Genomic DNA, 21037 nt, shown 5'->3' on the forward strand with positions numbered 1-21037 from the left:
GGATTCAGAAGCGCGCTTTGGGCGTCGCCACCGGAATCGGATGGCTGCCGTCCAGCGGCAGGAAGCGTCCCTGATCCGCGTCGTAAGCTTTGATTTCGCTGGTTTCGATGTTGTAGACCCAGCCATGGATGAACAGATGACCGTTCGCCATGCGCGAGGCTACCGAAGGATGGGTACGCAAGTGCTGCAGTTGGGCGATGACGTTCTCCTCGGTGAGGATCGGCATGCTTTCTTTTTCGTCGGTGCAGTTGCAGTTGTCATGCACCATGGTTTTCGCGACTTCGGCGTGGCGCAGCCAGGCTTTGACCGTCGGCATTTTTTCCAGGCTGTGCGGATTGAGTACCGCGCGCATGGCGCCGCAATCGGAGTGACCGCAAATGATGATGTGCTGCACGCCAAGGGCCAGTACCGCGTATTCGATGGCGGTGGATACGCCACCGTTCATCTGGCCGTAGGGCGGCACGACATTGCCGACGTTACGGGTCACGAACAGATCGCCGGGGGAGCTCTGGGTGATCAGTTCGGGCACGATGCGCGAGTCGGCGCAAGTGATGAACATCGCCCGTGGCGACTGGGCCGTGGCGAGTTTCTTGAAGAGTTCTTCCTGCTGCGGGAAGACCTCATGATGAAAATGCAAAAAGCCGTCAACGATATGTCGCAGTGCTGCATCGGCGGAATCCGCCCCGGGGACGGCTTGCGCCGACGCAGCCAACGGCTGTTTATCCTTGTCACTCATGATTCATCCTCTTTGGCGGATTCGGGGAGTCATTCCCGTGTATTCCGGTATGAAGCCAGTGGCTGTTTAAAACATCCGGGCCGTCCTGACCCATCAGTCACTCGATGAACAAGGTAACCGCCGAAACTTAACTCAAACTGAATCAAGCGCTCTAGAACGTGTGTTCCAGGTCACAAAAAAGATGACTGGCGTGAACCGGGCCAGTATTTCCTTCCACTCAACCGCAGGCCAATTGTTCCTAAATCAGCGCCATCTGACGACCCGGCGGACAGAAGGCCGTGCAATCGAGATTGAAACCTTCGCGGTGATTGAGCCCCAGGCGTTTGAGGGCCTTGGCGAAGCGCTGGGCGAGCAGGTCGGCGAATGGCCCTTCACCGCGCATGCGTGCGCCAAAACGGCTGTCGTACAGTTCGCCGCCACGGCTCTGGCGGATCAGGCTCAACACATGGGCGGCCCGCTGCGGGTAGTGTGCCTCAAGCCATTCCTCGAACAGCGGCGCCACTTCCAGCGGCAGGCGCAGCATCATGTAGGCGGCGCTCTGGGCACCGGCAGCGTGGGCTTCGGTCAGCAGGTTCTCGATTTCGCTGTCGTTGATCATCGGAATCATCGGCGAGCACAGCACACCGACCGGAATTCCCGCCTCGCGCATCACCCGGATCGCCCGCAACCGGGCCTTGGGCGCGGCGGCGCGGGGTTCGAGGATGCGTTTGAGTTCATCGTCCAGGGTGGTGAGGCTGATCATCACCGCCACCAGCCGTTGCTGCGCCAGCTCGGTGAGCAGATCGAGGTCGCGCAGGATCAGCGAGCCCTTGGTGACGATGGTCACCGGGTGTCGATAGCGCAGCAGCACTTCGAGGGTCTGGCGGGTGATTTTGTGTTCGCGTTCGATCGGTTGATACGGGTCGGTGTTGGAACCCAGATTGATCGGTGCGCACTGATAGCCTTTCTTGCCAAGCTGTTCCTCCAGTACTTGGGCGGCATTGGTCTTGGCGATCAGCTTCGTTTCGAAATCCAGCCCCGGCGACATGTCCCAATAGGCGTGGCTCGGCCGTGCGTAGCAATAGATGCAGCCATGCTCGCAACCGCGATAGGGATTGATCGAACGGTCGAAGGGCAAGTCCGGCGAGGTGTTGCGGGTGATGATGGTCTTTGCCGTCTCGAAGCTGACTTCGGTGCCCTGGGTCAGTGGCACTTCCTGATACCAGCCGTCGTCCTCGGCCACCGAACGACTCGGTGCGAAGCGGTTGTGCGGGTTGGTGGCGGTGCCGCGACCGCGCGGGGGAAGAGGGGTAGACATGGCAGCGCCTCGATACTGTTTGTATGTACAGTATCGAGGCGCTGTCGATCTGACTAGTGCCGTTGGGCGAACAGTCAGTTGTGCTGTGTCACCTGGCCGAGGTCATCGTTCGAGGTTTGCTTCATATCGTCCTTGCGCAATTCGGCGACGTCAGCGGCCTTGACTGGCGCGCCCTTGTTGCCCCAACTGCCACGAATAAAGCTCACCACATCCGCCACTTCCTGATCCGACAGACGCCAGGCGAAGCCAGGCATGGTGAAGGTCGACGGCGCGGTGTGCGTCGCAGGCAATGTGCCGCCCTTGAGCACGATGTGAATCAGCGAGGTCGGGTCATCCGATTGCAACACCGGGTTGCCCGCCAGCGCCGGGAACACCCGGGTGTAGCCATGGCCGTCGGTACGGTGGCACGCCGCGCAGTTGTCGATGTACACCGACGCGCCGCGCTGACTGTCATCACCGTTCCACAAGGCTTTGGCAGCTTTCTCATCGTATTGATGCGGCTGGTCGGCAGGATCGTTGGCCGGCAGCGATTTCAGGTAACGGGCGATTGCGGTCAGGTCGGCGTCGGTCATGTACTGCATGCTGTGGGTGACCACGTCGCTCATGCCGCCGAATACCGCGCTGCGGTCGCTACGGCCGGTCTTGAGGAACTGCACCAGTTGCTCTTCGCTCCAGCTGCCGAGGCCGTCCTTGTGGTCGCCGCGCAGGCTCTTGGCGATCCAGCCTTCCAGCGGCGCACTGCCTGACAGAAAGCTGCTGCCTTCGGCCGCGCTCAGGGATTTTTCCTGCATGGTCAGGGCCCGGGGCGTATGGCAGGCGCCGCAATGTCCGAGGCCTTCCACCAGATAGGCCCCACGGCTGACGACGGCATCGTCCGACGCGGGTTTGTAGTCCTCGACCTTCGGCGCGAACAGCCAGCGCCAGCCCATCAGCGGCCAGCGCATGCTCAACGGCCACGTGATGTCGCTGGCCTTGTTTTCCTGTGCCACCGGTTTCACGCCGTGCATGAAGTAGGCGTAGAGCGCCTGCATGTCGGTTTCGCTGACACGGGCGTAGGACGGGTACGGCATCGCCGGGTACAAGGTGCTGCCGTTTTTGGCCACGCCATGACGCACGGCCTGGTCGAAGTCCTCGAAGCTATAGTCACCGACGCCGGTTTTATCCGGAGTAATGTTGGTCGAGTAGATCGTGCCGATCGGGGTTTCCATCGGCAGGCCGCCGGCGAACGGCTTGCCGTCCTTGGCGGTGTGGCAGGCCACGCAGTCACCGGCACGGGCGAGGTATTCGCCTTGTGTGATCAAGGATTGATCAACTTCGGCGCCATAAAGGGAAGCACTGCCGAGCAGCGCCAGGGTCGCGATAACGAGAGTCTTCATGGTCATCGCTCCTTAAGCCTGAACCAGCGGGCCGGGGTTTTTCAGGTATTGCTCGCGGATCGCTTTCGCCGACCAGTAGGTCAGCGCGGCAACCAGCCCGGTCGGGTTGTAGCCCAGGCCCTGTGGGAACGCCGAGGCGCCCGGGACGAACACGTTGTGCACATCCCAGCTCTGCAGGTAGCGGTTCAGCGCGCTGGTCTTCGGATCGGTCCCCATGATCGCGCCACCGTTGAGGTGGGTGGTCTGGTAGGACGCGGTGTTGAAGTGTTCGCCGACTTTCTTGCCAAGCACGGCAATGGCTTTCGGGCCCATGGCTTGTGCGACCTTGCCCATTTTCTCGACCATGAAGCGGTTCATCTTGATGTCGTTTTCCTGCCAGTCGAAGGTCATCCGCAGCAGCGGCAGGCCGTAGGCATCGCGGTACACCGGGTCCAGATCGAGGTAGTTGCCCCGGTAGGACTGATGCGCACCGTGAGCGTCCATCGACACCTGGTGGGTGTAGTAATCGGCGGTGGCGCGTTTCCAGTCGCTGCCCCAGGCCGGCGTGCCCGGCGGGTTGGAGGTGCCGGCAATCGGACGGCTGCCAGCCTGGTTGACCCACATCGGCGAGCCACCGACGAAGCCGTGGGGGCCGTGGTCGAAGTTGTCGGCGTTGAAGTCGTCCAGCGCCACGCCGTTGCCGCCGGCGCCGATGAAGTTGTTGGTGTGGGTGTCCTTGTCGAAGAACGCCTTGATGGTCGCCATGTTCTGGTAGGCGAAGTTACGCCCGACCACACCTTCGCCGCTGACCGGGTCGTACGGCTTGCCGATGCCGGAGAGCAGCATCAGGCGCACGTTGTGTAACTGGAATGCGCCGAGGATCACCAGATCCGCCGGTTGCTCGATCTCGCGGCCCTGGCCGTCGATGTAGGTAACGCCGGTGGCTTTGGTTTTCGTGCTGTCGAGGTTGACCCGCAACACGTGGGCGTTGGGCCGCAGTTCGAAATTCGGCAGCGGTTTCAGCGCTGGCAGAATGTTCACGTTCGGCGAGGCCTTGGAATACATGTAGCAAACGTAACCGCTGCAAAAACCGCAGAAGTTGCACGGGCCCATCTGTGCGCCGTAAGGGTTGGTGTACGGCCCCGAAGTATTCGCGGAAGGCAGGTTGTAGGGTTTGTAACCGACTTCTGTGGCCGCTTTGCCGAACAGCTGTGCGGAAACCGTGTTCTTCTGCGCTTCCAGCGGGAACGGGTTCGAGCGATCCGGGGCGTACGGGTTGCCGCCCTTGCCCTGACCGACCAGTTGGCCTTTCACGGTCCAGGCCTGGCCGGAGGTGCCGAAGACTTTTTCGGCGAAATCGAAGAACGGTTCCAGCTCTTCATAACTGACGCCGAAGTCCTGAATAGTCATGTCCTTGGGGATAAAGCTTTTGCCGTAGCGCTCTTCGTAGTGGCTGCGCATACGCAGTTCGATCGGGTCGACACGAAAGTGCACCCCCGACCAGTGCAGGCCGGCACCGCCCACGCCATTGCCCGGCAGGAACGCGCCCAACTGGCGATTCGGCAGAGCGATGTCGTTGACGCTGTGGCGGATGGTGACGGTTTCCTTGGAGATGTCCTGGAAGAGTTTTTTCCGCACGCTGTAGGTGAGTTCGTCGATCACCTGGGGATAGTTGCCGTCAGGGTAGGTGTCCTGCATCGGCCCGCGCTCCAGCGCCAGCACGTTGAGGCCTGCCTCGGTCAGCTCCTTGGCCATGATCGCGCCTGTCCAGCCGAAACCGACGATCACTGCGTCGACCTTCTTCATTACCGTTGCCATGCTCACGCCCTCTCGCCGCGAATCGAAACTGCCGGGAAGGGGTATTGCTCGTTGCGTTCCACCCAATCCATGAAATCGGCGCGGGCGCCGGGAAAGCCGATCATGGTCCAGCCGACCATGCCTTTATTGCCGCCATGGATCGGATCGCAGAAGAACCCTTCCTTGGTGTTTTGCAGCAGCAGATTGAAGAAAATCTTCGCCGGAACGCTGTCGAATTGCGGTTTTCCGGCTTCAAGCTGCTTGAGCAGATCGTCTCGGGTAGCGCTGTCTTGCTCGGCAAATGTTTTACCGTTGAGGGATTTTGCCCACTGATCCGTGGCGGCGATGCCGAGGCGATAGATCTCTTTCGGCACCAGTTTGCTCTGCCAGCCCATCTCCGGCGCGGCGTCGGCGTTGAACGGGCCCTGCATGTACCAAAGGGCACCGGCGGCGTACGGCGTGTTCATCTGACGGTCGATGTATTCCGGCACGCCAGCCTCGAGAGCACCGGGGCCCTGGGCATCGTTGGGGATCAATTGCGCGACGGCGGCATTGATGAACGCCCACTCTTCGGCGGTGAAGTAACTCGGCTGATAGACGCCCGCGTCAGTGACGCCCGGTTTTGCCGGCGCCGCAGCCGGTGCGCTTTGCGGGGCGGCTTGCAGCACGCTGCTGCCCAGGCCGGTGCCGGCGAGGGTGACCACCGGGATCAGGGTCAGGGATTTGCGCAAAAACTCACGCCGCGGGTTGTCTCGATCTTGATCAGACATGGGGATGCACCTCATCAGGCATTGATGGTTATCAGCCGTTTCTGAGGACGGCTTTGAAGTGGTTGGTTGCGACGTGGCTGGAAATGACCCGGAAAAGGGGGACGCGCCTGCAACATGATGTGACAAATGGTAGCAGGCTAACCAATCGGATGAATCGATTCGGCCGAAAAAAGCCCGAATTATCGACGAAGGAAGTGCCTGGCTTCACGTTTCTTTGACAATCGCCTCACAGGGATTTGACTGGACAACCCGCAAGCTGCGGCCCTACTGACGAATCCCACACGGTTACCGCACAGCATGTCCTTGAAGCGTTTTTCCTCCGCGATCTGTTTCTCGCTGTTTGCCCTGCTCGGCTCGATCCCGGCCCATGCCGCAGATGCGCCGGTTTCCCGCCCTCCGGAATGGGCGCAACCGGTCGAAGTGAAATACAACTTCTTCCAGATGTCGCCCACGCTCTATCGCAGTGCGCTGCCTGACGCCGGTGCCGTGCCGTTGCTGCAAAAACTGAAAGTGGCCACGGTCATCAACTTCCTGCCGGAGGCGGACTCGAGCTGGCTGAATGCCCCTGGCATCAATCAGGTGCAACTGCCGTATCGCACCAATCACGTCGATGACAGCGATGTCCTCAAGGCCTTGCGCGCCATTCAGACCGCCGAAGCCAACGGTCCGGTGTTGATGCATTGCAAGCACGGCTCCGACCGTACCGGCCTGATGGCGGCGATGTACCGCATCGTGGTGCAGGGCTGGAGCAAGGAAGACGCCCTGAACGAAATGACCCAGGGCGGTTTCGGTGAAAGCGGTCACTTCAAGGACGGGGTGCGCTACGTGATGCAGGCTGATGTCGACAAGCTGCGCACCGCGCTGGCCAATGGCGATTGCAGCACCAGTGCGTTCGCTACCTGCTCGATGAAGAGCTGGTTCCAGACCGTCAATCTGAAATAACCCGCCGGTTGATGGGGCGGCCGGGGCAAAGCTCTTCAGCGACCGGCCGGCCAATGAACGCCTCCACCGCTTCCAGCAACGGGCGCCCGGCTCCGGGCGCAAAGAACGTTTCCCGGAACGCCCGGCCGGTCTGCGCCCTGAACACCCAGTCAAGACTGAAGCGTTTGAACGCTTCCTGAGCCAGCACCCCTGACCAGACATAGGCGTAAACCGAAGCGTCGTACTGGGTCACCATGTAATCGAAACCATTGGCGAACCGGTGACTGTCGGGCAGTTGCAGACCCATCGTGCGCTGCACGTCGGCGCAAACCTCTTCGACAGAGCGACCGTCGCCGAGAGTGGCGTGCAGCTCGAAGTCGATGATCGCTCCCATCAGTAGCAAAGCCTGTTGCCGACTGGAGTGGGCCTGACTGGCCGAGAGTGCCGCGTCGACCCGTGCAGCGCTCAAGCGCTCGCCAGTCTGGAAATGCGCACCGAGCCACAGCACGAACTCCCGCGACTGGCACCACTGTTCGAACAGCTGTCCGGAAAACTCCGCCGCCTCATGGCCCAGTTGCAAAATGCCGGACAGCGTGTGATGGGGCGAGCGCGTCAATACGTGTTGAAGGCAGTGGCCGAACTCATGAAAAAGTACTCGTAGCTCATTGAGCTCCAGTCGGCATGGATGGCCGTCGGTGGCCGGTGTGAAATTGCTGTAGAGCACGGCAATGGGGAGCGCCGGCCGGCCTTCGACGTTGATCCGACGGTTGCGTAGCGTGAAGGTGCCAGCGTAATCCGCAGCGTTATCGCGATGAAACGGGTCGAGGTAGATGTAGCCGATGACCTGTTCATGCTCGCGGATTTCCAGCAGTCGCACATCGTCATGCCAGTGGTTTGCGCCGATCTGTTCGACGATACGGATCCCGAACATGCGCTCGCAGAACAGGCAGAGTCGGAGCAGGGTGCCATCGAACGCGAAGTAATCACGCAGGTTATCCAGCGCTCCGGGAAACTGTTGCTGACGCCATTGCTCGGCGAGGAAGTCTTCGTCCCATGGCTGGATACGGTCGATTCCGCATTGGCGGGCGAAGGCGGCCAGTTGTTTTGCGTCCTGCTCCAGGATGGGGATCAATTGCGCAACCTGGCACTGGAGAAAATCCCTGACCCAGGTCGTCGTTCCGGCCATGCTCTTTGCCAGACTCAGTTGCGCGGCGTTTTCGTGGCCAAGCAAGCGAGCTTTCTGTTGGCGCAAGGCAAGTAGCTTTGTCAGCACCGGACCGTTGTCGAAGCGTCCGGCCAGTGGCCCCTGATCGGAGGCGCGGGTCGCGTAGGCAACACAGCATTCCTCGCGCAGGGCACGATTCTCGGCGTATTTGAGGATGTGCTGACAGGTGTTCTGGTCCAGGCGAATCAGCCAGCCGTCATGGCCGGCCTGGCGGGCGTTGAGTGCCAGGCGTTCCTTCATCGCCGGAGACAGGCCTGCAAGCAACGTCGGGTCGTCGACACGTTTGCTCCAGGTCTCGGTCCAGCGTTCGAGGTGGGTCAGAAAACTGAATTCCAGACCGCCAATCTCAAGCTTCAACCGGGCCAGTTCCCGCTGCTGCGCAGTGGGAAGCTCGATGCCGGACTGTCTGAATTTGCGCAGTACCCGCGCCAGCACGGTCTTGCGTGACTCATCGAAACCGGCCGCGACCGAGCTCTGCGCCAAACGCTGGTAAGCCTCGAACAACGGGCGATTTCGGGCTTTTTCAGAGCGATAGTGGTTGATCGCGAGATGAGCCTTGGCGCTTTCCACGAGCCAGTCGGCATCGTCGGATCTGACCGTGGACAGTGTTTCGAGAATCGACCGGAATTCACCGATGCGGGCATCGGCTTCGTCGATGCTCAGTACCAGATCGTCCCATCCGGGATTTTCCAACTGAGTGTCGAGCACTTGCGTAATGATTCGTCGCTGGTCGTCGATGAGGGTGTTGATCGCCGGCAGCAGATGTTCAGCGCGAATCGCCGGCCAGGGCGGCAGGATCCAGTGTTGCAGGAGGGGGTTGGAGTCGGGCATGGCAACTTCCTTCGAGGCATGGCGGAAACGGCCAGCCTACGAAGCAAGTGCAGGGGACAGGTGTTAAGCCAATACCACCTTCCACCGCAGCTCGGTGGAAGGTGGTGCCGGATCAGTGTTGCTCGTCAGGTTTTTTCTTCAGCTTCGGGTTCGGGAAGAACTGCACCGCCTGAACCGTTTTGTCCGGAGCAGGCTTGAGCGCGCTGGTGTTGACCCGCGTGCCCAGCTCTTTCGGCACCGACAGCCCTTGGGCATTCAGCGTATCGCTGTAGCCGCACGCCACGCATTCGCGGTGCGGGACATCGTCCTCGCTCCACATCATCAGTTTGTCCGGCTCGCTGCACGCCGGGCAGACCGCCCCGGCGATAAAGCGTTTTTTGGTCTTCACGGGTGCCTCACTCATGCTGCCGCGTCCTCACTCAGGCCGCTGTGGCGCAAGAGTGCGTCAATCGACGGCTCACGGCCACGGAAGTCGACGAACAGCACCATCGGCTCCTGCGAGCCGCCACGGGCGAGGATCGCTTCGCGGAAGGCGCGACCGGTGTCAGCATTGAGCACACCGTCTTCTTCGAATTTGGAGAAGGCATCTGCCGACAGCACTTCCGCCCACTTGTAGCTGTAGTAACCCGCCGCGTAACCGCCGGCGAAGATGTGCGCAAAGCTGTTCGGGAAGCGGTTGTAGGCCGGAGGACGCATCACCGACACCTCGTCACGCACGCCTTCAAGCACCTGCGCGACGCTGCGGCCGTCGCCGTGGGTGGCGTGCAGTTCGAAGTCGAACAGCGAGAATTCCAGCTGACGCACCATCATCAGGCCGGACTGGAAGTTCTTCGCTGCGAGCATTTTTTCCAGCAGGTCCTGCGGCAGTGGCTCGCCGGTTTCGTAATGACCGGAAATCAGCGCCAGGCCTTCCGGCTCCCAGCACCAGTTTTCCATGAACTGGCTCGGCAGCTCGACTGCGTCCCACGCCACGCCGTTGATGCCCGATACGCCGGCATGCTCGACGCGGGTCAGCAGGTGGTGCAGGCCGTGGCCGAACTCGTGGAACAGGGTGGTCACTTCATCGTGGGTCAGCAGCGCAGGCTTGCCGCTGTCGGCCGGGGTGAAGTTGCACACAAGGTTGGCTACCGGACTTTGCAGCACGCCGTCGACGGTGCGGCGACGGTCTCGGGCGCCGTCCATCCAGGCACCGCCACGCTTGTTGGCGCGGGCGTAGAGGTCGAAGAAGAAGCGGCCGACGTGCTGACCGTTTTCCTTGATCTCGAACAGGCGCACGTCCGGGTGCCAGGTGTCGAAGCCTTTCAGTTCAGCGATTTCGATGCCGTACAGGCGCTGAACGATAGCGAACAGCCCGCCCAGCACTTTGTCGATCGGGAAGTAAGCGCGCAGGGTTTCCTGGGCGACGCTGTAGCGTTGTTCACGGAGTTTTTCACCGTAGAAACCGCTGTCCCAGCTTTGCAGATCGGCGCAGCCCTGCTCGGCGGCGTAAGCCTTGAGCTGTTGCAGATCCTGGGCGGCAAACGGTTTGCTGCGCTTGGCCAGGTCACGCAGGAAGCTCAGCACCTGATCGCTGGACTCGGCCATTTTGGTCGCCAGGCTCAGTTCGGAGAAGCTGGAGAAACCGAGCAGTTTGGCCAGCTCCTGACGCAGGTCGAGGATTTCGTCCATCACCGGGCCGTTGTCGTTCTGGCCGGCATTCGGGCCTTGATCCGACGCACGGGTGCAGTAGGCGGCGTAGACTTCTTCGCGCAGCGCACGGTCCTGGGCGTAGGTCATCACCGCGTAGTAGCTCGGGAACTCCAGGGTGATCAGCCAGCCGTCGAGGCCTTTGGCCTGTGCGGCAGCAGCCATTTGTGCCTTGGCCGAATCAGTCAGGCCGGCAAGGGCGGCTTCGTCGGTCAGGTGCTTGGTCCAGGCCTGGGTGGCGTCGAGCAACTGGTTGGAGAAGCGGCTGCCCAGCTCGGACAGCTTGCTCTGCACTTCGGCGTAGCGCTTCTGCTCGGCTTCCGGCAGGTCGATGCCCGAGAGGCGGAAATCGCGCAACGCGTGTTCCAGAATGGTTTTCTGCGCCACGTCGAAACCGGCGGCTTCCGTGCTGTTGGCCAGGGCTTCATAGGCCTGGAACAGCTCGCGGTTCTGACCCATCTCGGTGGAGTAGGCGCTCAATGCCGGCAGGCACGACTCGTAGGCTTCACGCAGTTCGGCGCTGTTGCACACGGCATTGAGGTGGCTGACCGGACTCCAGGCAGCGCCCAGGCGATCATTGAGTTCGTCCATCGCCAGCACCAGCCCGGCCCACGTCGGGTTCTGGCCCTGGGTCTTGAGGATGTCGGCGATGGCGGCGCGGTTGTCGGCCAGGATGGTTTCGATGGCCGGCTGCACGTGTTCGGCACGGATCGCGGAGAACGGCGGCAGGTCGTAGGACTGCAGAAGAGGGTTGTTCACGCTCACGGTTGGCACCTTGGCTGGAAGAAACATGCGCCCATCTTAATTACAATCGACCCCCACCGCAGCTATCGGCGACAGAGAGAGAACTAATCGTGTCCCTTCGCAAGTACCAGAATCACACCCCACGCTTGGGCCAAGGCGCTTTTGTCGACGGCTCGGCGGTGGTGATCGGCGACGTCGAAATCGGTGAAGACAGCTCCGTATGGCCGCTGACCGTGATCCGTGGCGACATGCACCGCATCCGCATCGGTGCCCGCACCAGCGTGCAGGATGGCTGCGTGTTGCACATCACCCACGCCGGCCCGTTCAACCCGGACGGCTTCCCGCTGCTGATCGGCGATGACGTGACCATCGCCCACAAGGTCATGCTGCATGGCTGCACCGTCGGCAGTCGCGTACTGATCGGCATGGGCAGCATCGTCATGGACGGCGCGGTGGTCGAGGACGACGTGATCATCGGTGCCGGCAGTCTGGTGCCACCGGGCAAGCGCCTGGAACGCGGTTTCCTGTACGTGGGCAGCCCGGTGAAACAGGTTCGCCCGCTGACCGACAAGGAAAACGCCTTTTTCACCTACAGCGCGGCGAACTACGTGAAGCTCAAGGACTTGCATCTGGCCGAAGGCTACGACCAGCTCTGACTTTTCTCTCTATTGCCCGGGATTTTTCATGCATTACCAGACCGTACTGTTCGACCTCGACGGCACCCTCACCGATCCGCGTGAGGGCATCACCCGTTCCATCCAGTTCGCGCTGGCCAAACTCGGCATCGATGAGCCGGACCTGACCAGACTGGAACACTTCATCGGCCCGCCGCTGTTGCAGGCGTTCATGCAGTTCTATGGTTTTGATGAAGCGAAGGCGTGGGAGGCGGTGAATTTCTATCGCGAGCGCTTCAAGGTCACCGGCCTTTACGAGAACCGGGTGTTCGAAGGCGTCACGCCGTTGCTGGAAACCTTGAGCGGCCAGGGGCGGCAGTTGTACATCGCGACTTCGAAACCTTGGGTATTTGCTCGGGAAATCGCCCGGCACTTCGATTTCGCCCGACATTTCAAGGTGATCTACGGCAGCGAATTGGACGGCACCCGCACCAACAAGGTCGAACTGATTGCTCACTTGATCGCCGAGGAAGGGCTGGATCCGGCCAATACGCTGATGATCGGTGATCGCAAACACGATTTGATCGGCGCACGCAGCAATGGTCTGGACGCGGCGGCCGTGGGTTACGGTTTTGGCAGCCGTGAAGAGCTCAGCGCGGAAGCGCCGACGTATCACTTCGAGACGCTGGCCGAGCTGCATCAGGCGTTTTTGCAGCGCTGATCGTCAATCCGGGCGAGGGGCAGCCAGCTCACGCAGCGCTGCCTTGCGTTTGTCCGCCGGCAATTTACCCAGCTGTTCGACCCGCGCATAAAACTGCGGCCAATCTCCCTTCACCTGTCTGAACAACGCCGCAAACGCCGGCACCCACTGGTCATACAGCCCGAACGGCAACAGCCGCGCATTGTTCAGCGGTGCTTTGACCCAGGCGTCATAGCGTTTGTCCCCGGCCCACTGGCTGTCGCGCATCACCCGATAGTCCCGGCGAAACCGTTCGAACTCGGCAGTCTTGCGTTCGCGCATCTGCTCGACGGAAATCGGTTGGGCGTACAGCTTCTCCAGTCGGGCACGGGTATCGAGGATCAGTTGAATGAACTGGTCACGACGTTTGAGTTGAGCGTCATTTTCTGGCGGCAAGCCACGAAACGCCCGCCACTGCCGGGTGCCTTCCTGCTCGACAAACGTGGCGTAGGACTCGTTGAACTCGGTGTCGTCCTTCACATAGAAACGTTGATGGCCCAGCTCATGGAAGATCAGCGTGGCCAACCGTTCATCGCCCCAGCCCATCATCGAATTGAGGATCGGGTCATTGAACCAGCCCAGGGTCGAATAGGCTTCGACACCGCCAATCGACACGTCCATGCCTTGCAGGCGCTGAATCGCCGCTTCGCCCCGCGCCGCGCTCTGGCTGTAGTAGCCGCGATAGGCCACGCAGCCGGCAATCGGGAAGCAGTGGTTCTGTGGGCTCAGGGAAAACTCCGGGGTGGCGAAGACATTCCACACCACATACGGCCGGTGGATGTCGGCGTACAGGCGATAGCTCTGGTTGTCGGGCAGGTGCAGGTGCTGGCTGGCGAAATCCCGGGCCTTCTGCGACTGGGTCAGGTGGGCGCGCAGTGTGGCGTCCCGGCTCGGGTCGGCGATCACCTTGGCCACCGGCTCTCGCGCCCGCAGCAATTGCAGTTGACCGCTGGCCAGCTGGCTGTAATAGCCAACGCTGGAACAACCGTTGAGCAACAAAAACAACACACCCGGAAACAAAACCCGCAAAACGCGATCAAGTAACCCAAGGCTTGGAAACGGCCTGACCACAATAAGAACATCCCTGGAAAGTCTGATCGCAAGACTATCCCGCCCATTGGAGCTTCGCCATGCGCATCTTGATACTGACGGGAGGCCTGCTGACGCTGGCCGGTTGTGCCGGATTCGGAATGCCCACCCCTGACCCCTCGCAAGCCTGGATCGATCTGGACGCCCGGCAACAGGACACGGCGCTGCAAGCGCTGGAAGTCGACAGGAAGGCCGCCGTCGACAAACGTTACTTTGAAGTTCAGCCCGGCAGTCATGAACTGAAGGTGCGCTACCAGTTTCCAGTGGAGGCGACCAACATCGGCCCGGATGCCGAGCCGCTGTGGCGCGATTGTCAGTTGAGCCTGAAATTCACGGACTTCAACGCCGGCCAGCGCTATCAGCTCCAGGCTGGCTACATCGGTTTCCGGCCGTGGGCCAAGCTCTATGACCAACAGAAAAATGTAGTCGGCCAAGGCAAACCGGCAGGCTGTCAGCGCGCCTGATCGGCGTTATGCTGGATGTCCGAGTTCACGGACATTCATCATGCGCAAGTCAATGCTGTTGCTGGTTGCCGGTGTGCTCGCCGGTTGTCAGACGCCGATGCCCCCGGTCGACCCGAGCATGGCCTGGGTCGAGTTCTCCACGCCGACCCCCGGCGGGAAACTGCTGATGGCCGAGCGTCTCGACAAGCAGAGCTTGAATGACGGGCGTTTTTTCCAGGTAACGCCCGGCAGCCATGAGTTGCTGGTGCGTTTCGATTTCGAGGCGCCTGGTGGAGGCGGCGGTCTGTTGAACGACCCCGTGGAGCGTCTGTGTTACCTGACCATCCGCTTCGACCATTTCGAAGCGGGTCAGCGTTACGTGTTGGAGGGTCGCTCCCTGATGTTTACTCCCAGTGCCCGGCTGTATAACGCCAAGCGGGAAATCGTCGCCGAGGATCGCGACACCTATTGCGCCATCTAGCGTGAATCAGCGGTCGTTCTTCTGATAGATGATGGCTTTGGTGCCGTTGTCGCAGGTGCCGACGATCATGGCGACGTCGTGTTTTTCAGCCTCCTCTTTGGACACTATCTCCAGGGTGTAGGAGGGCACGGCATTCGCCTGAATCTTGATTTCGATCTCTTGCTTGAGTTCTTCGCAGTCTTTGGGCGCTGCGAAGGCCGACGTTGCCAGCACGCCACAGATAACCGCCAAGGCAAAACGTTTCATGGTTGAAGCTCCATCGAAGCAGCGCGCACGAAGATGCGCGAAAGCTGCTGTCATTTATTCGACCACATTTTTGCCTGGCGGGTTCTGATTAGGCTCAATCCCGTCAGCCAACCAGCGACGCGTCGAGACTGATTTTCGCATTCAGCACCTTGGACACCGGGCAACCTTCCTTGGCCTTGTTGCTCAGCTCTTCGAACTGCGCCTGAGTCGCGCCCGGAATCTTCGCCTTGAGAATCAGCTTCACCGCAGTGATCGCGAAACCGCCGTCAACCTGATCAAGGGTGACTTCAGCCTGGGTATCGATGCTGTCGGCCTTCAGCCCGGCGTCGCCGAGGATCATCGAGAATGCCATGGAGAAACAGCCGGCGTGGGCGGCGCCGATCAGTTCTTCCGGGTTGGTGCCCTTGCCGCCCTCGAAGCGGGCCTTGAAGCCGTACGGCGCTTCCCGCAGGACGCCGGTTTCAGTGGAGATCGAGCCGATGCCGGTTTTCAGGTCACCTTCCCAATGCGCGGATGCCTTCTTCACGATAGCCATGTGTGCCTCCTTCAATTCGGGCGCGAACGCCGCGCCGTCGTGGTTTTTGCCTGCAAGGCTTCTGAGGATAGACGCCGGAACAAAGTTCAGCTCATCTGAATCGTTGACTTTTTTAGTAGGAAATTTCGGGTCGGCTATTGAAACTCGGGTATATGCCCTTATTGCACATGACACGCTTATGAATTGGGCAGGTTTGCGTTCGCCAAGAACACACCTGCGCCCTCAATCGGAGATGCAGGTTTATGAAGCAACTGTCCGACGTAAAGTTTTCAACCCTCGATCTGGTGCCGGTGCGCGAAAACGGCAGCCCGGCGCAGTCGCTGCGCAACTCGCTGGACCTCGCGCAGCATGTCGAAAAATTCGGCTACACCCGGTTCTGGGTCGCCGAGCACCACAACATGGACGGCATCGCCAGTTCCGCCACCACGGTTTTGCTGGGCTATCTGGCCGGCGGCACGTCGACCATCCGCGTCGGCTCCGGTGGCGTGATGCTGCCCAACCACGCGCCGCTGGTGATCGCCGAGCAGTTCGGCACCCTTGAAAGCCTGTATCCGGGGCGGATCGACCTCGGCCTGGGCCGTGCGCCGGGTTCCGATCAGATGACCGCCCGCGCCCTGCGCCGAGAGCGCTCCGGCAGTGCCGACGACTTCCCGGAAGATGTGGCCGAACTGGCGCGGTTCCTCGGCCCGCGTACGCCGGATCAACGAGTGATCGCGATGCCGGGCACCGGCACCAACGTGCCGATCTGGCTGCTCGGGTCCAGCCTGTTCAGTGCGCAACTGGCCGGCGAGCGCGGTTTGCCCTACGCCTTTGCCTCACATTTTGCACCGCGCTTCATGCACGAGGCGATTCGCGTCTACCGCAATCACTTCAAGCCATCGGCGGTGCTCGACAAGCCGTACGTGATGCTCGGCGTGCCGCTGGTGGCCGCCGACACCGACGAGCAGGCCGATTACCTGGCAACCTCGGTGTACCAGCGGATTCTCGCGCTGATGCGTGGGCAAAGTCTGGTGCAGCGTCCGCCGGTGAAAACCATGGACGGCCTGTGGCTGCCACACGAGCGTGAGGCGGTGGGTGATTTCCTCGGTCTGGCGATGGTCGGCAGTCCGCAGAAAATCCGCGCGAAACTCGAAGTACTGGTGGAACAGACCCAGGCTGACGAACTGATCTTCACCTGCGATCTGTACGAACACGCCGATCGCCTGCATTCCTACGAGCTGCTGGCGCAGGTGATGAAGGGCTGAGGTCTGACATCCAGGCACAAAAAAAGCCGACGCATTGCGTCGGCTTCTGTTTTTCCGGCGTGATCAGCCGCGGGTGTAAACGATCTCTTTGGCGCCGCCTTCGCAGGTGCCGACGACTTTGCCGCCACTGGCCGCACCCTTGTCGACAATCTCCAGCGAATACCCGGAAACGCCCTTGGCATCCAGCTTGGCCGCAATTTCAGCCTTCAGTTCTTCACAGGGCTTGCCGGCAGCAAACGCACCACCCGCAAGGCTCAACAAACCTACTGCCAATATGAACTTCTTCATCGGTCGCACTCCCTGGTCGGATTAAAAGAGGCGGGCATCAGGTCGTTTACCCGATGCGCTCACCCTGTAGCGCTTTGCCATTCCTATGGCATTCGGCCAGCGCGCAAGTTCAGAAGCGTAGTCCAAATTCAGCTGCTGGCAATCCTGAACCCGACTTTCAGAGTCACTTGAAAGTGGGCAGCCTTGCCGTCCTTGATGTGGCCGCGGGTATCGACTACTTCAAACCATTCCAGATGCTTGATGCTCTTGTTGGCCTCGGCCAGCGCGTTGTTGATGGCGTCTTCGATGCTGCTGGTGGACGAACCGACCAGCTCGACTTTCTTGTAGGTGTGATGGTCACTCATGGCGATCTCCTTGACGTGTGGAATTGAGCCTAGCAGCGATTTGCGCTGTTGATTTCGGTCGCCGGGAGAAACCGGAGTTCAGATTTTCTGCACTTTCCAGAACCCGTGAAGTCCCAAACAACACACGCCACTCATCACCAATGCAGGAGAGCCACCATGGCCAACACCTCGTTACGCAAAGCCTCGTTGCAAAGCATGGAAGCGGAGATCGAGAGTCTGCTCAAGTCGTTGGAGAGCCTGAAGGACGACGCTTCTGACGAGTCGCGCAAGACCCTCAAGGCGCTCAAGGGCAATGCTGAAAGCGCGCTGAAACACTCGCGCAGTCTGCTCAGCGATGCCTACGAAGAAGTCAAAGTCAAAACCCGCGAGACCGGGATCGCCACCCGTGATTACGCGCAGGAACATCCGTGGACGACCGCCGGTGTGGCGGTCGGTGCGCTGGGTCTGCTGGCCGCTTACTTGCTGTTCAAGCGCGGCGAGTGATCCGCCTGGCGCAGCTCGTTCCTGAGCCACTGCGCCAATTGCCGGGCGCGCCCGTCTGCGGCGCGCTTGGGTAGCCACAACGCCAGTTGCGCCGGGGTTTCACTGAAACCCCACGGCGCGACCAGGCGACCGGCCTTCAAGTCTTCGGTCACCAGCGGTTCCGGCGCGATCGCCACGCCCAACCCTGCGACGGCCGCTTCCAGCAAGTAATACAAATGCTCGAAACCTTGCCCCAGCTTCAACGCCTTGGCGTCGAGGCCGCTTTGCTGCGCCCAGCTCGGCCAGGCTTGCGGGCGTGAAGTCGTGTGCAGCAAGGGTTCGTCGAGCAGGGCGATGGGCGGTGCCGATTGCAGGCGCTGGTAGCCGCTGAACAGCGGGCTCATGACCGGGCCGATGCGCTCGCTGGCCAGCTCATAGACTTGCATGTCTGCCGGCCATGGCGGCTCGGCGAACAGCAGCAATGCATCCAGCCCCGGGCGTCGTGGATCGAGATCGCCTTCTCCGGCCGACAGGTGCAGACGCAAGTCCGGCAGATCGGCATTCAGTCGTCCCAGCCGAGGGATGAACCAGCGCGCCAGCAGACTGCCGGAGCAACCAAGCACGAACGGCGCGTCGGCGGTGCTTTGGGTCAGTTCGGCGCAGACGCTGCGCAAGCGGTCGAACGCCTCGCCGCTGGCGTCGCGCAGACGGATGCCGGCATCTGTGAGTTTCAAGCCGCGACCATCCTTGACGAACAGGCTGACGCCCAGGTGCTCTTCAAGCGCCTTGAGCTGGCGACTGACCGCACCGTGCGTTACGTGCAGCTGTTCGGCAGCCTGGCTGACGCTGTTCAGCCGGGCGGTGGCTTCGAAGGCGCGCAGGGCGTTCAGCGGGGGAAGGTCATGGCTCATGATATCTGTGAGTTTTCCTGACAGGTTGTGGCGATCTTATCGGTTTTCAGCCTGGAAGGTCAGGGGTAGAGTGAACGCCATTGTCTTCTCGTGAAATCCGCTGGAGCGAACCATGACCCAGACTTCGAACACCTCCGATCTGCGTAACGGCCCTGACGCCAACGGCCTGTTTGGCTCGTTCGGCGGCCGTTACGTCGCCGAAACCCTGATGCCGTTGATCCTCGACCTGGCCCGCGAATACGAAGCGGCCAAGGAAGATCCGGCGTTCAAAGAAGAATTGGCCTACTTCCAGCGCGACTACGTCGGACGTCCGAGCCCGCTGTATTTCGCCGAGCGCCTGACCGAGTTCTGCGGTGGCGCCAAGATCTACCTCAAGCGCGAAGAGCTGAACCACACCGGCGCGCACAAGATCAACAACTGCATCGGCCAGATCCTGCTGGCGCGACGCATGGGCAAGAAACGCATCATCGCCGAGACCGGCGCCGGCATGCACGGCGTGGCCACCGCCACCGTGGCCGCGCGTTTCGGTCTGGATTGCGTGATCTACATGGGCACCACTGACATCGAACGTCAGCAGGCCAACGTGTTCCGCATGAAGCTGCTGGGCGCCGAAGTGATCCCGGTGGTCGCCGGCACCGGCACCCTGAAAGACGCGATGAACGAAGCACTGCGTGACTGGGTGACCAACGTCGACAGCACCTTCTACCTGATCGGCACTGTGGCCGGACCGCACCCTTATCCAGCCATGGTTCGCGACTTCCAGGCGGTGATCGGCAAGGAAACCCGCGATCAACTGCAAGCCCAGGAAGGTCGTCTGCCGGACAGCCTGGTGGCGTGCATCGGCGGCGGTTCCAACGCCATGGGCCTGTTCCACCCGTTCCTTGATGACAAGAGCGTCGAGATCATCGGTGTCGAAGCCGCCGGTTACGGCATCGAAACCGGCAAACACGCGGCCAGCCTCAACGGCGGCGTACCGGGTGTGTTGCACGGCAACCGCACTTTCCTGCTGCAGGACGACGATGGCCAGATCATCGACGCCCACTCGATTTCCGCCGGCCTCGACTACCCGGGCATCGGCCCGGAGCACGCCTGGTTGCATGACATCGGCCGCGTCCAGTACACCTCGGTGACTGACGACGAAGCCCTCGCTGCGTTCCACCAGTGCTGCCGCCTCGAAGGCATCATCCCGGCACTGGAAAGCGCCCATGCCCTGGCCGAAGTATTCAAACGCGCACCGAAGCTGCCGAAGGATCACCTGATGGTGGTCAACCTGTCCGGCCGCGGCGACAAAGACATGCAGACCGTCATGCACCACATGGAACACTCTCAACAAGAGCAATCGAAGCAGGAGAAACACTGATGAGCCGCCTGCAAACCCGCTTTGCCGAACTCAAGGAACAGAACCGCGCCGCCCTGGTGACCTTCGTCACCGCTGGTGACCCGGACTACGACACTTCGCTGGCCATCCTCAAAGGCCTGCCGAAAGCCGGTGCCGATGTGATCGAGCTGGGCATGCCGTTCACCGACCCGATGGCCGACGGCCCGGCGATTCAGCTGGCGAACATCCGTGCCCTGGGCGCCAAGCAGAACCTGATCAAAACCCTGCAAATGGTCCGCGAGTTCCGCAAGGACAACAGCGACACACCGCTGGTGCTGATGGGTTACTTCAACCCGATCCACAAGTTCGGCGTCGAGCGCTTCATCGCCGAAGCCAAAGAGGCCGGCGTTGACGGCCTGATCGTGGTCGACATGCCACCGGAGCACAACTCGGAGCTGTGCGACCCGGCCCAGGCTGCAGGCATCGACTTCATCCGCCTGACCACACCAACCACCGATGACGCACGTCTGCCGAAAGTGTTGAACGGCAGCTCCGGCTTCGTCTACTACGTTTCGGTTGCCGGTGTGACCGGTGCTGGTGCGGCGACGCTGGAGCACGTCGAGGAAGCGGTGGCGCGTCTGCGTCGTCACACCGACCTGCCGATCAGCATCGGTTTCGGTATCCGTACGCCGGAGCAGGCTGCGTCCATCGCGCGTCTGGCCGATGGCGTGGTGGTAGGGTCGGCGCTGATCGATCACATTGCCAATGCGACCACGCCGGATCAGGCCATCGACGGCGTGCTGAGCCTGTGTTCGGCGCTGTCCGAAGGCGTGCGTAAGGCTCGCGTCAGCTGAAGGTAACGTTCCTGATAGAGAGGAATTAGCACCTCGAGGCACAGACTAACGAGGGGTTCAGAACCACGTTCTGAATCCCTTTTTGCTGTTGGTGCGGTGAGGAAACC

General features: G+C 61.2%; 23 protein-coding genes. 9 read left to right on the forward strand and 14 right to left on the reverse strand.

Annotation, left to right across the window (positions count from 1 at the left end; translation table 11 throughout):
* Positions 1–4: 4 nt before the first annotated feature.
* From NE357_RS00395 to NE357_RS00415, 5 genes are all read right to left on the reverse strand, one after another.
* Positions 5–736, reverse strand: a complete 732-nt coding sequence (locus tag NE357_RS00395) for a carbonic anhydrase (RefSeq protein WP_169428271.1) — start codon at positions 734–736, stop codon at positions 5–7.
* A 238-nt stretch (positions 737–974) separates the two neighbouring features.
* On the reverse strand, positions 975–2033 hold the full coding sequence (locus tag NE357_RS00400; RefSeq protein WP_169428272.1) for a PA0069 family radical SAM protein: 1059 nt from the start codon (positions 2031–2033) through the stop codon (positions 975–977).
* A gap of 74 nt (positions 2034–2107) precedes the next feature.
* Positions 2108–3409: a c-type cytochrome gene (locus NE357_RS00405; RefSeq protein ID WP_169428273.1), complete on the reverse strand. Its 1302-nt coding sequence runs from the start codon at positions 3407–3409 to the stop codon at positions 2108–2110.
* A gap of 12 nt (positions 3410–3421) precedes the next feature.
* Positions 3422–5206, reverse strand: a complete 1785-nt coding sequence (locus NE357_RS00410; RefSeq protein ID WP_096822445.1) for a GMC family oxidoreductase — start codon at positions 5204–5206, stop codon at positions 3422–3424.
* Positions 5207–5208: 2 nt separating this feature from the next.
* On the reverse strand, positions 5209–5955 hold the full coding sequence (locus NE357_RS00415) for a gluconate 2-dehydrogenase subunit 3 family protein (RefSeq protein WP_169428274.1): 747 nt from the start codon (positions 5953–5955) through the stop codon (positions 5209–5211).
* Between the two features lie 297 nt (positions 5956–6252).
* Between NE357_RS00415 and NE357_RS00420 the strand changes: the two genes are divergently transcribed.
* Positions 6253–6897: a dual specificity protein phosphatase family protein gene (locus tag NE357_RS00420; RefSeq protein ID WP_169428275.1), complete on the forward strand. Its 645-nt coding sequence runs from the start codon at positions 6253–6255 to the stop codon at positions 6895–6897.
* On the opposite strand, the gene NE357_RS00425 is transcribed toward NE357_RS00420, so the two are convergent.
* From NE357_RS00425 to prlC, 3 genes are all read right to left on the reverse strand, one after another.
* The gene (locus NE357_RS00425) at positions 6884–8932 is read right to left on the reverse strand and encodes a M3 family metallopeptidase (RefSeq protein ID WP_169428276.1); all 2049 of its coding nucleotides are present in this window, start codon (positions 8930–8932) and stop codon (positions 6884–6886) included. The genes NE357_RS00420 and NE357_RS00425 overlap by 14 nt on opposite strands.
* 112 nt (positions 8933–9044) lie before the next feature.
* A complete protein-coding gene (locus NE357_RS00430) occupies positions 9045–9335 on the reverse strand; it encodes a YheV family putative zinc ribbon protein (protein WP_007953955.1) in 291 nt (96 codons plus the stop codon).
* Positions 9332–11410, reverse strand: coding sequence for an oligopeptidase A (prlC, locus tag NE357_RS00435; RefSeq protein WP_169428277.1), 2079 nt, complete (start codon positions 11408–11410; stop codon positions 9332–9334). Before prlC ends, NE357_RS00430 begins: the two co-directional genes overlap by 4 nt.
* 62 nt (positions 11411–11472) lie before the next feature.
* Here prlC and NE357_RS00440 point away from each other — a divergent pair, with 62 nt between their 5' ends.
* Together NE357_RS00440 and NE357_RS00445 are read left to right on the forward strand one after the other, a co-directional pair.
* Entirely contained in the window at positions 11473–12018 is a 546-nt protein-coding gene (locus NE357_RS00440; protein ID WP_169428278.1) for a gamma carbonic anhydrase family protein, read from the forward strand.
* Positions 12019–12046: 28 nt separating this feature from the next.
* Positions 12047–12697: an HAD family hydrolase gene (locus tag NE357_RS00445; RefSeq protein WP_169428279.1), complete on the forward strand. Its 651-nt coding sequence runs from the start codon at positions 12047–12049 to the stop codon at positions 12695–12697.
* A 3-nt stretch (positions 12698–12700) separates the two neighbouring features.
* On the opposite strand, the gene NE357_RS00450 is transcribed toward NE357_RS00445, so the two are convergent.
* Complete coding sequence (locus NE357_RS00450) at positions 12701–13786, reverse strand: aminopeptidase (protein WP_169428280.1); 1086 nt, start codon at positions 13784–13786, stop codon at positions 12701–12703.
* A 59-nt stretch (positions 13787–13845) separates the two neighbouring features.
* On the opposite strand from NE357_RS00450, the gene NE357_RS00455 reads away from it, so the two are divergent.
* Positions 13846–14268: a PA0061/PA0062 family lipoprotein gene (locus NE357_RS00455; RefSeq protein WP_169428281.1), complete on the forward strand. Its 423-nt coding sequence runs from the start codon at positions 13846–13848 to the stop codon at positions 14266–14268.
* A gap of 40 nt (positions 14269–14308) precedes the next feature.
* Complete coding sequence (locus NE357_RS00460; RefSeq protein ID WP_169428282.1) at positions 14309–14728, forward strand: PA0061/PA0062 family lipoprotein; 420 nt, start codon at positions 14309–14311, stop codon at positions 14726–14728.
* Positions 14729–14734: 6 nt separating this feature from the next.
* Here NE357_RS00460 and NE357_RS00465 read toward each other — a convergent pair whose 3' ends face one another.
* Together NE357_RS00465 and NE357_RS00470 are read right to left on the reverse strand one after the other, a co-directional pair.
* Positions 14735–14974 (reverse strand): DUF1161 domain-containing protein, encoded by a 240-nt coding sequence (locus tag NE357_RS00465; protein WP_074689739.1) that lies wholly within the window; start codon positions 14972–14974, stop codon positions 14735–14737.
* 103 nt (positions 14975–15077) lie between these two features.
* Positions 15078–15509, reverse strand: coding sequence for an OsmC family protein (locus NE357_RS00470; protein WP_007953923.1), 432 nt, complete (start codon positions 15507–15509; stop codon positions 15078–15080).
* Between the two features lie 242 nt (positions 15510–15751).
* On the opposite strand from NE357_RS00470, the gene NE357_RS00475 reads away from it, so the two are divergent.
* Positions 15752–16753 carry an LLM class flavin-dependent oxidoreductase gene (locus NE357_RS00475; protein WP_169428283.1) on the forward strand — a complete coding sequence of 334 codons (1002 nt, stop codon included), beginning with the start codon at positions 15752–15754 and terminating at the stop codon, positions 16751–16753.
* A 63-nt stretch (positions 16754–16816) separates the two neighbouring features.
* Here NE357_RS00475 and NE357_RS00480 read toward each other — a convergent pair whose 3' ends face one another.
* Complete coding sequence (locus tag NE357_RS00480) at positions 16817–17041, reverse strand: DUF1161 domain-containing protein (RefSeq protein WP_169428284.1); 225 nt, start codon at positions 17039–17041, stop codon at positions 16817–16819.
* A gap of 128 nt (positions 17042–17169) precedes the next feature.
* Positions 17170–17385, reverse strand: coding sequence for a dodecin (locus NE357_RS00485; RefSeq protein WP_003220389.1), 216 nt, complete (start codon positions 17383–17385; stop codon positions 17170–17172).
* A gap of 156 nt (positions 17386–17541) precedes the next feature.
* Between NE357_RS00485 and NE357_RS00490 the strand changes: the two genes are divergently transcribed.
* Positions 17542–17868 carry a DUF883 family protein gene (locus NE357_RS00490; RefSeq protein WP_007953918.1) on the forward strand — a complete coding sequence of 109 codons (327 nt, stop codon included), beginning with the start codon at positions 17542–17544 and terminating at the stop codon, positions 17866–17868.
* Here the strand turns inward: NE357_RS00490 and NE357_RS00495 are convergent.
* Positions 17841–18758: a LysR family transcriptional regulator gene (locus NE357_RS00495; RefSeq protein ID WP_169428285.1), complete on the reverse strand. Its 918-nt coding sequence runs from the start codon at positions 18756–18758 to the stop codon at positions 17841–17843. The genes NE357_RS00490 and NE357_RS00495 overlap by 28 nt on opposite strands.
* Before the next feature lie 112 nt (positions 18759–18870).
* Here NE357_RS00495 and trpB point away from each other — a divergent pair, with 112 nt between their 5' ends.
* Positions 18871–20118 carry a tryptophan synthase subunit beta gene (gene trpB / locus NE357_RS00500; RefSeq protein WP_064379337.1) on the forward strand — a complete coding sequence of 416 codons (1248 nt, stop codon included), beginning with the start codon at positions 18871–18873 and terminating at the stop codon, positions 20116–20118.
* The gene (gene trpA / locus NE357_RS00505) at positions 20118–20930 is read left to right on the forward strand and encodes a tryptophan synthase subunit alpha (protein WP_007953915.1); all 813 of its coding nucleotides are present in this window, start codon (positions 20118–20120) and stop codon (positions 20928–20930) included. The genes trpB and trpA overlap by 1 nt, the downstream gene beginning before the upstream one ends.
* Positions 20931–21037 lie beyond the last annotated feature (107 nt).

Source organism: Pseudomonas sp. G7(2022), from assembly GCF_052660475.1.